The organism is Mesorhizobium sp. B2-5-7 (assembly GCF_006440875.1).
Classification (GTDB): Bacteria; Pseudomonadota; Alphaproteobacteria; order Rhizobiales; family Rhizobiaceae; genus Mesorhizobium; species Mesorhizobium australicum.
Window position 1 is genome coordinate 17,707 of record NZ_VFUO01000013.1, and the last position, 13,586, is coordinate 31,292.

Genomic DNA, 13,586 nt, shown 5'->3' on the forward strand with positions numbered 1-13,586 from the left:
TGCGAGCTGGTCGGCTTAATCGCGGGCATTGCTCTGCTCCTGGTCAATGAGCCTGTTGTGCGGCGATGCAGCGCCGCGAGCCTCTAATTTGTTGCACCAATTGGTGACATTCCTATGTTGTCGATAAGCCGTATGTCGCCTAGCCATGCCGCGACAAGCAAGCGTGCCGGTTGGTCAAGGCTCGTCAGCGGTTGCAGATCTGCCTCGCGGCGAAGTTCCAGGTACTCGACTTCGCGATAGCCGGCAGCCAGGATTGCTGCGCGCGCTTCCGCAAGAGTGGGAAGGACAGGAGCGCCGCGCGCAAGCCGATCGGCCACCCCCAGCAAGACCGCTGCCAACTTTGGGGCAATGGCGCGCTGTGCTGGCGAGAGCCGAAGATTGCGCGAGGACAGTGCAAGACCGTCGGCTTCGCGGATTGTCGGACAGGCCAGGATGGTGATTGGAATGTCCAGGTCGCCGACCATGCGCCTGACCAGCTGAAGCTGCTGAAAGTCCTTTTCGCCAAAACAGGCCAAGTCAGCGCCGGTCTGCAGGAAGAGCTTGGAAACGACTGTCGCCACGCCGTCGAAATGGCCCGGCCGAAAGCTGCCGCACAGGCCCTCGCTGATGCCGGACACCGAAATGCTCGTGGCGAAGCCTGGCGGATACATCTCTTCTGCATCCGGCAGATAGAGCAAATGCACGCCGAGCGGCGCAAGCCTTGCAGCATCTTGGTTTTCCGTGCGAGGATAGGCATCAAGATCGGTGGCACTGTTGAATTGCTTGGGGTTGACGAACAGCGTCACGACTACCCGATCGGCCTTCTGAAGCGCAGCACGCACGAGACTGAGATGACCTTCATGCAAGGCCCCCATGGTCGGTACAAGGGCGACCTTGGCGCCTGAGCGACGCCATCGCGCGGTAACAGCGCGGAGCTCGGCAGTGCTTCGAACGATCGGCACGCTCATGTGACGTCTCCGGCCCTCGCCTCGTGTGTGTAGAGATGTTCCGCCGCCGGAAAGCACCGTCTCCTGACGTCAGCGGCATAAGCCGCAATCGCTGCATCGGCCTGTTCGCCAAGTTCGGCGTAGCGCTTGACGAATTTCGGCCGGAAGGAGCTGAAAAGCCCGAGCATATCGTCGCTCACCAGAATCTGGCCGTCGCAGGCGAGTGAGGCGCCGATGCCGATGGTGGGGACGGCGATCTCCGCAGTGATGCGTTTTGCGAGGGGTTCGGGCACCTTCTCCAGCACCACGGAGAATGCGCCGGCCTCCGTAACCGCATTGGCATCGCGCCTGATGCGCTCGGCATCTTCTCCCCGCCCCTGGACGCGGTAGCCACCGAGCGTATTGACCGCCTGAGGCGTTAAACCGACATGCGCCATGACAGGGATGCCGCGGGCGCAGAGGAAGCGGATGGTCTCGGCCATTTTCTCACCGCCTTCGAGCTTCACAGCCGCACAACCGGTCTGCGCCATCAGGCGCGCAGCGTTGCCGAAGGCCTGCACGGGGCTCTCTTCATAGGAGCCGAATGGCAGGTCAACGACCATCAATGATCGCACCAGACCGCGGCGCACCGCCTGGCCGTGCATGATCATCATGTCGAGAGTGACGCCCAGCGTCGATGAGAGGCCGTGCAATACCATGCCAACGCTGTCGCCAACGAGAACGACGTCGCAGTGTGGATCAACCAATCTGGCTATCGGCGTGGTGTATGCCGTCAGGCAGACGAGTGGAGCCTGGCCTTTCCGCGCGCTGATATCCGGCGGTGTGATCGCCTTTGTCTCACCCGTTGCACTCAACGATGCATCCTTCCCTAGCGTTACCCCCCGCGGGTGTCGCGTTTGGCATATTTTTGTGCGAGTGCGAAGTGCAAAAAAGATCGTCCAGCTGTGCGGTGTTGACGTTCGTGCAGCAACGCTTAAATTCAATCGATTGATAACCCCGAATTCGGGAACAACTCACCTTCGCGAACATGAACCATCAGGCAAAAGGAACCAGAAAAGGCAGAGCCGCGGTCAAGGCCGACGAAGCAAAAGTGGACCTGATCGCCGTTGTCGTCGCCGTAACTGACAGTGATCCCTGTCTTCTCACCATCGGGAACGCGGATACCCTTCCGTCCGGCCCCTATGCGCTGGAGCATCGATCGCTGCAATCAGGTCTGAGGGGTTGGGTCGAGCAACAGACCGGCCACCCGCTCGGCTATATCGAGCAGCTCTACACCTTCGCCGATCGGGACCGCATAGGTGCCGAGCCCCAGGAACGCGCCATCTCAATCAGCTATCTCGCACTCACTCGCAAGGAACAGGCAGCGGGCTCCGCTAGTTGTGGGTGGCGCAGTTGGTACGAGTATTTGCCCTGGGAAGATCATCGCTCCGGCACGCCGGTGGTGCTCGATATCTTACGACCACGCCTGAGTGAGTGGGCTGAGGGCGCCAGCGACGCCACCACGCGACGCGAACGCCTGCAGCGCGCCGCGATTGCCTTCGGTTTCGACCACCGCAATTGGAATGAGGAACTCACCCTACAGCGTTATGAGTTGCTCTATGAATCTGCCCTGATCGAAGAGGCTGGCCGCGGGCGGGACGCAACGCCTGCGGTGACATCTGGCAAGGCAATGGTCGCTGACCATCGACGAATCCTGGCGACGGGCATTGCGCGGCTACGCTCCAAGATCAAATACCGGCCGGTGGTTTTCGAGCTCATGAGGCCGTCCTTCACGCTGCTTCAGCTGCAGCGGACCGTGGAGGCCCTCGCCGGGAGGCTCATCAACAAGCCGAATTTCCGCAGGCTTGTTGAGCAGCAAGAGTTGGTCGAGGAAACTGGCGAGACCTCCCTCGAGACGGGCGGGCGACCGGCAAAGCTCTATCGGTTCCGGCATGCCGTCCTCGACGACAGGGCTGGGGCCGGGACAAAATTGCCGCTCGCGCGGGCTTGACATACTTATAGTCAAGGTAGACATATTCCCCTTATTGTCAGATCGAATATAAGCGGAGGCGCTGATGACTGGGGCGTTACCTACGGCTGCGTCCCTGTACGAGCGCGTCCGGCGGGTGATTCCGCCAGTCGAATGGCCGGCGTTTACCGACGACCTTGAAGCCATCCTTGCGCTGAAGCGCGATCGAAACGCGGTCATCCTTGCGCACAACTACCAAACGCCGGAGATCTTCCATTGCGTGGCCGACATCGTCGGCGACAGCCTCGCACTGGCCCGCAAGGCGGCCACGGTCGAGGCGCAGGTCATCGTGGTTGCCGGCGTGCATTTCATGGCCGAGACGGCCAAGCTGCTCAATCCTAACAAGATGGTCCTCATTCCGGACCTCCGCGCCGGTTGCTCGCTGGCCGAATCCATCACGGCAGAGGACGTGCGGCAGCTACGGCAGCGCTATCCGGGGGTCCCGGTTGTCACCTACGTCAACACTTCGGCAGCGGTAAAAGCGGAGTCGGACATCTGCTGCACCTCGGGCAATGCCCGCGCGGTGGTGGAATCTCTCGGCGTGCCGCGCGTGATCATGGTGCCCGATCAATACCTGGCGATAAACGTTGCGGCGGACACGGATGTCGAGATCATCGCCTGGAAGGGCCACTGCGAAGTGCATGAGCGCTTCACGTCGACCGACATCCGGGAATTGCGCGATGCACATCCTGGGGTCATCGTGCTCGCCCATCCAGAATGCCCGCCCGAGATTGTCACACAAGCGGAATTCTCCGGCTCGACTGCGGCCATGTTGGATTATGTCGAGCGGGAGAAACCAGCGCGCGTCGTCCTGCTGACCGAATGTTCGATGAGCGACAATGTCGCGGTCGCGCATCCCGAAATCGAGTTCATCCGCCCTTGCAATCTCTGCCCGCACATGAAGCGCATCACCTTGGCCAACATCCGCGCCGCGCTCGAAGAGAACCGGCATGAGGTTCGGATCGCCGCCGGGATTGCAGAGCGCGCGCGCCACTCAGTCGAGCGAATGCTTTCCATATGAGCCTCGACGTTCATGACATTGGCGGGGCACCGGTGATCATCGGCTCTGGTTTGGCAGGCCTGATGACCGCGCTCCATCTGGCGCCGGAACCGGTTGTGCTTCTATCTAATGCGGGGCTGGGAACCGGAGCCTGCAGCGAGCTCGCCCAAGGCGGTCTTGCTGCAAGTGTCGGCGGCGAAGACAGTCCCGAACTTCATCTTTGTGACACCCTGGCGGCCGGCGACGGCCTCTGCGACGAGGCAACGGTGCGGCGAGTGGTCCGAGCTGCACCTGAAGCGATCAGGACTCTAGAGCGGTTTGGAGTCGCATTCGACCGACGCGCTGATGGCGCCTTGCGGCTGGGGCTCGAGGCGGCGCACTCGCAGCGGCGGATCGTGCATGCGGCGGGCGATGCCACCGGTCGCGAACTGGTGCGCGCGCTGGTCGCGGCAGCACGGCGCACAGCCTCCATCACTGTCCTGGAAAACGTCGAGGCCCGCCGGCTTGTCGTGGAAGACGGGGCGATCATCGCCGTGGTCGCGGCCGGGTGCACGGGCGCAATCGCCTTGCCAACGCGCCGCGCGGTGCTGGCGACCGGCGGCATCGGCGCCTTGTTCAGCGAGACGACAAACCCGCCTGGCTCATGTGGACAGGGGCTCGCGCTCGCCGCTTGTGCCGGGGCGGAGTTCGCCGACCTGGAATTCGTGCAATTCCACCCGACCGCCCTCGAGGGCCCGCGGCGGCCGATGCCGCTGGTGAGCGAGGCGGTGCGTGGCGAGGGTGCTGTGCTCGTCGACGAGCAGGGAGAGCGTTTCCTGGGTGATACCCCAGGGGGCGAGCTTGCGCCTCGCGACGTGGTTGCGCGCGCGGTTTGGCGCCAACTCGCTCTCGGACGCCGTGTGTTTCTTGACGCCAGGCAATGTCTGGGTCCCAGATTTGACAAGCGCTTTCCGGCGATCGCCGATTTGTGCCGCCAGGCCGGCATCGATCCGGCGACCGACCTGATCCCGGTGCGCCCGGCCGCACATTATCACATGGGCGGTGTTGCAGTAGACGCTGCGGGCCGCAGCTCCATCGAGGGACTGTGGGCATGCGGCGAGGTCGCTTGCACGGGTCTGCACGGCGCGAACCGGCTCGCCAGCAACTCGCTTATCGAAGCAGTGGTGACGGCGAGCTGGGTTGCTGAAAGCGTCGCCGACGCATCACACACCCGGCGACCACGCGTGTGTTCGGCATTCGTGCCTCAACGGCCGGACGCCTCCGGCATCCGTCCAATCGTCTCCGCCGCGCTCGGCATCGTCCGCGACGGCGAGACGCTACGCGACGGGGTGGCTACCCTGTTGCCGGTTGCAGCTCACGACAGCGCGGCGTCTGACCCCGCCATGGTCGCGCTGATGATCGCCATTGCGGCTCTGCGGCGCGAAGAGAGCCGCGGCTCGCACTATCGTTCCGATTTCGCCGGACGCGATGCAGATGCGCGCCAGTCACGACTGACACTGCGCAGCGCAATACAGACCGCCGTCGCACTCAGCTGGCGAGCGCCGATGCGGAGTACCCTGACATGAAATTCTCACCGCTTCCCTCAACCCTGATCGAACCGATCGTGCGCGGTGCTCTTCTCGAAGACCTGGGCAGATGCGGCGATCTGACCAGCGAGGCCGTGATCCCGCGCGATCGCACCGCCACGTTGGTGCTGAAGTCGCGACAAACGGGGATCGTTGCCGGGCTCGATCTGGCCGCCTTCGCCTTCATGCTCGTCGAACCTGCGATCGACATGCAAATCTGGAGAGTTGACGGCAGCGATGTCGCGGGGGGCGAAATCATCGCCATGCTGTGCGGACCGGCGCGGGGCCTGCTCACCGCCGAGCGCACGGCGCTCAATTTTCTGTGTCATCTAAGCGGCATTGCCACTGCCACGGCAGCGATGGTCGAAGCCGTGCGTGGCCACAAGGCGAGGATCGTGTGCACGCGAAAGACGACGCCCGGCCTGCGCGCGCTGGAGAAATATGCGGTACGCGTCGGCGGCGGCGCCAATCACCGCTTCGGGCTCGACGACGCCTTCCTGATCAAGGACAACCACATCGCGATCGCCGGCGACATTCGCACGACAATAGAGCGGGCGCGCGCTGCCGCGGGGCACATGGTGAAGATCGAGGTCGAGGTCGAGACCCTCGAGCAGCTCGATACAGCGCTCACGCTGGGGGTCGACGCGGTGTTGCTCGACAACATGTCGGTTGAGGACCTTGCCCGCGCCGTGGCAATGGTTGGGGGCCGCGCCGTCACGGAGGCTTCCGGCCGGGTGACACCGAAAATGGCACCGGCGATTGCTGCGACGGGTGTTGATCTCATCTCGGTCGGATGGCTGACACACAGCGCGCCCATTCTCGACATCGGCCTGGACATGCCAACTCGCGGGAACATCAGCACTCATTTGAACTAACGGGAAACACAATGGGGAGCAACGTGCTCGGGCTGCGCGCACCAAAAGGCGCGAAAGAGCACGCTTCATGCGGCTCACCCTTCATTACTTCCGGATCCCAATATTGCGCCCACCGACGAGCCAATCGGAAGGGGCTCCCACTCGACGGACTGGTGAGTGCGCTCGCTGATCGGCAATAGAGGCTTTGACGATGACAACGGAAATGAACGAGGAGTGCGACTCGGACTTTGCCACGCAGTCGATGGAGGCAGCACTAGCCCGATGGAGCCGCAAAGAGGCCGAGGCTATATACGGAATGCCGTTCAACGATCTGCTCTTCTTGGCGCAGACGGTCCATCGCCAGAACTTCGATCGCAACCGGGTGCAGCTGTCGCGGCTTCTCAGCATCAAGACCGGCGGATGCCCGGAGGATTGCGGCTATTGCAGCCAGTCTGCGCATCACCAAACCGGCCTGAAGGCCTCGAAGCTGATGGAGGTCAAACATGTCGTCGAGGAGGCGACCAAGGCACGAGATGCTGGCGCAACCCGCTATTGCATGGGCGCTGCCTGGCGCAGTCCGAAGGAGCGCGACATGGACGCCGTGCTCGCCATGATCGAAGGCGTGAAGGCGCTCGGCCTGGAGACCTGCATGACTCTCGGCATGCTCGACCTCAGCCAGGCGCAGCGCCTGAAGGCGGCCGGTCTCGACTACTACAACCACAACATCGACACCTCTGCGCGCTATTACGGCAAGGTCGTTTCGACCAGGACCTTTGCCGACCGGCTGGAAACGCTTGGGCGCGTGCGCGAGGCTGGGATCAAGGTCTGCTGCGGCGGCATTGTCGGGATGGGAGAGGAAAAGGCCGATCGCATGGACATGCTGGTGACGCTGGCGAACCTGCCCGAGCCGCCCGAAAGCGTGCCGATCAACATGCTGATCCCCATCAGGGGGACGCCGCTCGCCGATGCCGAACCCATCGATCCGATCGATTTCATCCGCACCATTGCGCTCGCCCGGATCATGATGCCGAAGTCTGATGTAAGGCTCTCCGCCGGCAGGACGGCGATGAGCGACGAGACCCAGGCGCTGTGCTTCTTTGCCGGCGCCAATTCCATTTTTGTCGGCGACACGCTGCTGACTGCGGACAATCCCGGAGAGGACAAGGATACTCGTCTATTTAGACGTCTGGGCATCGAACCGATGCGAGGCGAGGCGAAATGAACGAGCCACCGCTCGCCCGCTTTGAAGCAACCTTGCAGGGGTTGGCACGCAAGGACCGGCTGCGCGCACTGGCGCCGCGGGTCGGGCTCGACTTCTCGTCCAACGATTATCTCGGGCTTGCTGCCTTCAAGAGACTTGGCGATGCAGTCGCGGCGGCAATCGAGCGGGGCACCCCTGTGGGCGCTACCGGATCGCGGCTTCTGCGCGGCAACGCGCCGGAGCATGAGGCGCTGGAGTCAGATGCTGCCGCGTTCTTCGGGGCCGAACGGGCGCTGTTCTTCGGCAGCGGCTACATGGCCAACTTCGCCCTCCTGAGCACCCTGGTGAAGAAGGGCGACCTGTTGATCCTCGATGAACTCGCCCATGCCAGCATGCATGAAGGGGCCCGGGCAGGACGCGCCGAGTTCAGGCTGGTGGCACACAATGACATTGATGCTTTTGAGGACGCGATCAGGCGCTGGCGCGCCGAAGGCGGCATTGGCCGCATCTGGATCGGCGTTGAAAGCCTCTACAGCATGGATGGCGACTGCGCGCCGATGGAGAGCCTGGTTGAGCTTGCCGATCGGCACGAGGCCTTCATACTGGTCGACGAGGCACATGCCACAGGTGTCTGGGGACCGGGGGGCCGCGGGCTGGCCGCCGCGTTCGAGGGCCGCGACAACATCGTGGCTCTCCATACATGCGGCAAGGCACTCGGCGCATCGGGCGCGCTCGTCACCGGGCCGCGAGTGCTGTGCGACTATATTGTCAATCGCTGCCGTCCGTTTATCTACGCCACCGCACCATCGCCGCTGATGGCAGTGGCTGCGCGCGAAGCGCTCGCAATGCTGGTCGACGAGCCGATGCGCCGCGTTGATTTGCACGAGCACGTTGCCTTCGCAAGCCGGCAACTGGCCGAGCATTGCGGAGCCAAGCCCAGCGGTTCGCAGATCCACCCATTTGTCATTGGGGACGTGGCGCGCACCATGGCTGTCGCGGCGGCTCTGCAGGCTCGCGGCTTCGACTTACGCGGCATTCGTCCGCCGGCGGTGCCGGAGGGTACCTCGCGGCTGCGCATTTCGCTGACGCTCAACGTGGGCAAGGCTGACATTCGCGTCATGGTCGAGACGCTTGCCGAAGTATTGGCCACCACGGCATGAGCAAGCGCATCGTCGTCACGGGAACCGATACGGGAATTGGCAAAACCGTTTTCGCCGCGGGGCTCGCAGGTCTGCTCGACGGCTTCTACTGGAAGCCGGTCCAATCGGGTCTCGAAGGTGAGACCGACAGTGAGGTGGTCGAACGGCTCGCTGGCCTGCCATCGGGGCGGGTGCTGCCGGAGGCCCACCGCTTGAGGAGCCCCTTGTCGCCGCACCGTTCAGCCGAAATCGACGGTGTCTCGATCGAGCCTGCCGATCTTTCATTTCCGGTCCTGCCCACACCGCTCGTCATCGAAGGCGCTGGCGGACTGATGGTGCCGATCAATCGACAGACAAGATTCATTGACATCTTCGCTGAATGGCGGCTGCCGGTGATCCTGTGCGCCCGCACTGAACTCGGCACGATCAACCACAGCCTGCTGTCGATCGAAGCCCTGCGGGCTCGCTCGATCCCGCTGATCGGCGTTGTCTTCATCGGTGAAGAGGCGGCCGATACGCAAAAGACAATCACCGAGTTGGGCGCGGTGCGTCAGCTCGGCAGACTGCCACACCTCGCTCCGCTCACGAGCGAAACTCTGAGAAAGGCGATGTTTGCAAGCTTCGACCTTGCGCAGATGGCTGGAGGCGAGTGATGCCGCGGTCGCGCGTCTGGCATCCCTTCACCCAGCACGCGATCGAGCCGCCCATGCTGTCCGTCGTCCGCACCGACGGAGCTTGGCTGGAGACGAATGACGGAAGGCGTATCCTCGACGCAATCTCCTCCTGGTGGGTGGTCACTCACGGGCACCGCCAGCCACGGATCATGGAAGCGATCCGGATTGCGACCGAGATGCTTGACCAGGTGATCTTCGCCGGCCTCACCCATGAGCCGGCAGAGCAATTGGCGTCGGCGCTGATCGAAATGGTGCCGCCAGGCCTCGACTGGGTCTTTTATTCCGACAGCGGCTCCACGAGCGTTGAAGTCGCACTGAAGATGGCGCTCGGCTATTTCCGCAACACAGGCGCGCCGCGCTCGCGCATCGTCGCCATGGAACACAGCTATCATGGCGACACGATCGGCACGATGAGCGTCGGCGCCCGGGGCGTGTTCAATGCCGCCTACGAACCGCTGTTGTTCGAGGTCGACACCATTCCTTTTCCGGCCGCGGGGCGGGAGCAGGAAACGCTGGATCGTTTCGAGACCCTGTCTCTTGACCGCCGCGCCGCCGCGCTGATCATCGAGCCGCTCGTGCTTGGCGCCGGCGGCATGCTGATGTATCCGGCCTGGGTGCTGGCGGAATTGAAGCGGATCGCTGAAGCGTCCGGCACGCTCTTGATCGCCGACGAAGTGATGACCGGCTGGGGGCGCACCGGAACCATGTTCGCCTGCGAGCAGGCATCGATCTCACCGGACATATTGTGCACCTCGAAGGGCTTGACTGGCGGCGCCGTCCCGCTGGCAGCCACGCTCGCCAGCGATGCCATCTTCGAGGCCCACTACTGCGTGGACCGAAAGAAGACCTTTTTCCACTCAAGTTCCTACACCGCCAATCCGATCGCCTGCGCGGCCGCGCTTGCCAATGTCGAGGTCTGGCGGTGCGAGCCGGTCGCCAAGCGGATTGCGGCCTTAAGTGCGAGACAGGCCGATGGCCTGCAACGCTTCCAAAACAATCCCTTCTTCGCCGAGGGCCGAGCAAACGGCACGATCCTAGCCCTCGATCTGCGCACCGGCTCGGCCGGATATCTGGCGGAGATCGGGCCGAAACTGCGCGCTTTTTTCCTCGAACGTGGCATGCTGGTGCGCCCGCTCGGAAATGTCCTCTATCTTTTGCCGCCCTATTGCATCACCGGCGACGAACTGGACGGGCTCTATGACGCCATAGAGGAGGCCGGCGAACGCTTCGGTTCGCGATCATGATCCGGTCGTCGCGCATCGTCGGTTTCGGTCATCACGCGCCGGCGCGCAAGGTCAATAACGCGGAAATCGAAGGTCGTCTCGGGCTCGAACCCGGCTGGATCGAGCGGCGCACCGGGATACGGTCGCGCTTCTGGGCAACGGGCGAAGACACATTATCGGGCCTTGCCACGCGCGCCGGCGACATGGCGCTGGCGAATGCCGGTGTCGACCGTGACGATATCGGCCTGCTGTTGCTGGCCACGTCCACGCCCGACCATCTCCTGCCACCGAGCGCGCCGCTGGTGGCCCACCGGCTCGGGCTCGACCGCGCCGGTGCGATTGACCTGACGGGTGCCTGCGCCGGCTTCATCTATGCCTTGATGTTGGCGGATGGGTTCACCCGCCTCCATGGCAAAGCGAGCCTGGTGATTGCCGCCAATATCCTCAGCCGCCGCATCAATCCGGCCGAGCGCGCAAGCGCGGTGTTGTTTGCGGATGCCGCCGGCGCGGTGGTGGTTGCCCCGTGCAAAGAGCCGGACGGAGGCATTCTCGGCGCGGCGATGGCCTCGGACGGCTCGCGCTACGGGCTGATTCAGATTCCCGCCGGCGGCAGCAACACGCCGTTTCATGGCGAGCTGGACCTCGAGCAAACCCGTATGACCATCAGTGACGGGCGTGAAGTGTTCGCCAGGGCTGTAGAGATGATGACTGACTGCTCGAGAGGTGCGCTCACGGCCGCCCGAATGCCGCCGCAACACATCGATCGTTTCGTGCCGCACCAGGCCAATGCCCGGATCTTCGATGCGGTCGGCAGGAATCTGGGCATAGCGGATGAAGCAATTGTCAAGACGATTGCCGATTACGGCAACTCTTCGGCCGCGACGATCCCACTCTCGCTCTCGCTTTCGCATCGGGCGCAGCCGTTTCGGCCAGGCGAAAAGATTCTTCTTGCCGCGGCCGGTGCCGGTCTCAGCGGAGGCGCACTCGTCATAGGAATTTAGCCGTACGCGGTCATGCACAGGATCCGTCACCGATGACACGAACGAACGGGCGCACGAAAAAATGGTCGCCGACAAGCTTCATGGGCGCTGGCGTGGTCAGGCCAGAGCGATCAAAGTTGCAGATGATTCTGTCGATCAGCACGATCGGCAATGCTGTCTTTCGAAGGTTGTCGGCGCCAGCATGGGAGAGCGGAGCCAACAGAGTTCATCACCCCTCCTCACCTCGACGAAGTCGTCCTGGTCGATAAGTCCGGCCCTTCTGGTCCATAGATCAATATTGTAGCGGCAGCACCGGCAGCCGAGAATTGAACAAGCGGCCCCTCGAAGGCATCAAATGATCATGCAGTCCGAAAACAATACCCATCTGCCTGCCTCAGCAACGCTCGCTCCCTTTCGAAACCCGGTGTTTCGCTCGATCTGGACCGCCACACAAATATCCAGCCTCGGTTGGCTCGTGCAAACGGTGGCCATCAGCTGGCTGATGGCCACGATTTCCGCTTCGGACCTGATGGTTGCGCTGGTGCAGGCTGCATCCACCTTGCCGGTGTTCCTCCTCTCAATCGTTGCCGGAGCCATTGCCGACAACTTCAGCCGCCGATGGGTGATGTTTGCGGGGCACTGCCTGATAGCATTGGCTTCAACGACGCTGATGATATCCGTGGGTCTGGGATTTGCCGGTCCATGGCTAATTCTTGCATTGGGTTTCCTGGCTGGCTGCGGCTTTGCCTTGAATGATCCGGCCTGGCACGCATCTGTTGGCGATATCCTTCACAAAAGGGACATCCCGGCCGCGGTCACCCTCATGTCCGTAGGATACAACATTGTACGCAGCGTTGGTCCGGCTTTGGGGGGCGTGGTCCTGGCATTTCTTGGACCGCTTGCCGCTTTCGCCTTGGCAGCGCTGAGTGATCTGGCGCCGCTAACCGCGATATGGCGCACACGATGGAAGGTTCGCACTTCCCCTCTCCCTCGTGAACGCATGACGATGGCAATTCATGACGGAGTGCGCTTCACTGTGATGTCCCTGGAGATCAGGGCAGCGATTGCCCGTGCAACCCTTTTCGGCCTGGCAAGCATCTCCATCCTTGCATTGCTGCCTCTATTTGTCCGGGACCAGCTGAAGAGCGGCCCGATCATCTACGGCATCTTGCTGGCCGGCTTCGGGATGGGTGCTTTCATTGCGGGCATGAGCAATAGCTTTCTAAGGCGGATGACGTCTCAAAACAGGCTGGTGTCCTTCGCCTCTGTCGCTTGTGCGGCATGTTGCCTTTCGCTTGCACTCACATCATCGGTCCCCGTGGCGGTCGTTTCGCTGGCACTCGGCGGCGCGGGTTGGCTCATCACCTGGACTGGGATCGACGTGTCGGTGCAACTGGCAAGCCCCAGATGGGTGGTCGGCCGGACACTGTCGATCTACTACGCCTTGAGCGCAGGCGGGATGGCGGCTGGCAGCTGGATCTGGGGTACTGTCGCACAGAACTACTCCTTAGGCTGGGCTTTGGAGGGCGCCGCCGGCGCTCTGTTGCTGGTTGCGGCTGCGGGAATGCTGTTACCGGTCGGTCCATGGGAGGAAACGGATCAGGAAAGTTCGGATTTTCGCCCGCCGGAGCTGGCACTCGACTTGAAGCCCAGAAGTGGACCCATAGTGGTCAAGGTGGAGTATCGGATACCCGAAGAGAACATCGAGACCTTTCTGGGCTACATGCGCGCCAGGCGGCATGTTCAGAGCCGTGCCGGTGCGCGAAACTGGACACTGCAGCGAAATCTTCAAACGCCTTCGATTTGGACAGAGACATTCCGCACGCCGACCTGGATGGACTTTCTTCGCCTGAATCATCGGCTCACGGCAGCGGATAAGGAAATCGGTGACCATCTCCTGTCACTGCACGATGGGGAGGATCCTCCTCACACAGTGCTTTCCATTGAACGCACGACTGAGGCCGCGCGTACCCGTTCCCCAACACTCTTTTCTCGCCCTCCGAGGTGACGTGACCA

General features: G+C 62.7%; 13 protein-coding genes. 10 read left to right on the forward strand and 3 right to left on the reverse strand.

The window, feature by feature from the left end:
• Window positions 1-83: 83 nt before the first annotated feature.
• Complete coding sequence (gene panC / locus FJ543_RS30660; RefSeq protein WP_064993293.1) at window positions 84-947, reverse strand: pantoate--beta-alanine ligase; 864 nt, start codon at window positions 945-947, stop codon at window positions 84-86.
• Complete coding sequence (gene panB / locus FJ543_RS30665) at window positions 944-1,780, reverse strand: 3-methyl-2-oxobutanoate hydroxymethyltransferase (protein ID WP_064993294.1); 837 nt, start codon at window positions 1,778-1,780, stop codon at window positions 944-946. Before panB ends, panC begins: the two co-directional genes overlap by 4 nt.
• Before the next feature lie 173 nt (window positions 1,781-1,953).
• Between panB and FJ543_RS30670 the strand changes: the two genes are divergently transcribed.
• The 9 genes from FJ543_RS30670 to FJ543_RS30710 all read left to right on the forward strand — a co-directional run bounded on the left by FJ543_RS30670 (window position 1,954) and on the right by FJ543_RS30710 (window position 11,591).
• Window positions 1,954-2,916 carry a hypothetical protein gene (locus FJ543_RS30670; protein ID WP_064993295.1) on the forward strand — a complete coding sequence of 321 codons (963 nt, stop codon included), beginning with the start codon at window positions 1,954-1,956 and terminating at the stop codon, window positions 2,914-2,916.
• Window positions 2,917-2,980: 64 nt separating this feature from the next.
• Window positions 2,981-3,955 carry a quinolinate synthase NadA gene (nadA, locus tag FJ543_RS30675; protein ID WP_064993296.1) on the forward strand — a complete coding sequence of 325 codons (975 nt, stop codon included), beginning with the start codon at window positions 2,981-2,983 and terminating at the stop codon, window positions 3,953-3,955.
• Entirely contained in the window at window positions 3,952-5,499 is a 1,548-nt protein-coding gene (locus FJ543_RS30680) for an L-aspartate oxidase (RefSeq protein ID WP_064993297.1), read from the forward strand. The genes nadA and FJ543_RS30680 overlap by 4 nt, the downstream gene beginning before the upstream one ends.
• The gene (gene nadC, locus FJ543_RS30685) at window positions 5,496-6,374 is read left to right on the forward strand and encodes a carboxylating nicotinate-nucleotide diphosphorylase (protein WP_064993298.1); all 879 of its coding nucleotides are present in this window, start codon (window positions 5,496-5,498) and stop codon (window positions 6,372-6,374) included. Before FJ543_RS30680 ends, nadC begins: the two co-directional genes overlap by 4 nt.
• A gap of 190 nt (window positions 6,375-6,564) precedes the next feature.
• Window positions 6,565-7,575 carry a biotin synthase BioB gene (bioB, locus tag FJ543_RS30690; protein WP_064993299.1) on the forward strand — a complete coding sequence of 337 codons (1,011 nt, stop codon included), beginning with the start codon at window positions 6,565-6,567 and terminating at the stop codon, window positions 7,573-7,575.
• A complete protein-coding gene (locus FJ543_RS30695) occupies window positions 7,572-8,714 on the forward strand; it encodes an 8-amino-7-oxononanoate synthase (RefSeq protein WP_064993300.1) in 1,143 nt (380 codons plus the stop codon). The genes bioB and FJ543_RS30695 overlap by 4 nt, the downstream gene beginning before the upstream one ends.
• Complete coding sequence (gene bioD, locus FJ543_RS30700) at window positions 8,711-9,346, forward strand: dethiobiotin synthase (RefSeq protein WP_064993301.1); 636 nt, start codon at window positions 8,711-8,713, stop codon at window positions 9,344-9,346. The genes FJ543_RS30695 and bioD overlap by 4 nt, the downstream gene beginning before the upstream one ends.
• Entirely contained in the window at window positions 9,346-10,611 is a 1,266-nt protein-coding gene (locus tag FJ543_RS30705; protein ID WP_064993302.1) for an adenosylmethionine--8-amino-7-oxononanoate transaminase, read from the forward strand. The genes bioD and FJ543_RS30705 overlap by 1 nt, the downstream gene beginning before the upstream one ends.
• On the forward strand, window positions 10,608-11,591 hold the full coding sequence (locus FJ543_RS30710) for a beta-ketoacyl-ACP synthase III (protein WP_064993303.1): 984 nt from the start codon (window positions 10,608-10,610) through the stop codon (window positions 11,589-11,591). Before FJ543_RS30705 ends, FJ543_RS30710 begins: the two co-directional genes overlap by 4 nt.
• A 10-nt stretch (window positions 11,592-11,601) precedes the next feature.
• On the opposite strand, the gene FJ543_RS30715 is transcribed toward FJ543_RS30710, so the two are convergent.
• On the reverse strand, window positions 11,602-11,790 hold the full coding sequence (locus tag FJ543_RS30715; protein WP_064993304.1) for a hypothetical protein: 189 nt from the start codon (window positions 11,788-11,790) through the stop codon (window positions 11,602-11,604).
• A gap of 141 nt (window positions 11,791-11,931) precedes the next feature.
• On the opposite strand from FJ543_RS30715, the gene FJ543_RS30720 reads away from it, so the two are divergent.
• Window positions 11,932-13,578 (forward strand): MFS transporter, encoded by a 1,647-nt coding sequence (locus FJ543_RS30720; protein ID WP_064993354.1) that lies wholly within the window; start codon window positions 11,932-11,934, stop codon window positions 13,576-13,578.
• The last annotated feature ends 8 nt before the right edge of the window (window positions 13,579-13,586 follow it).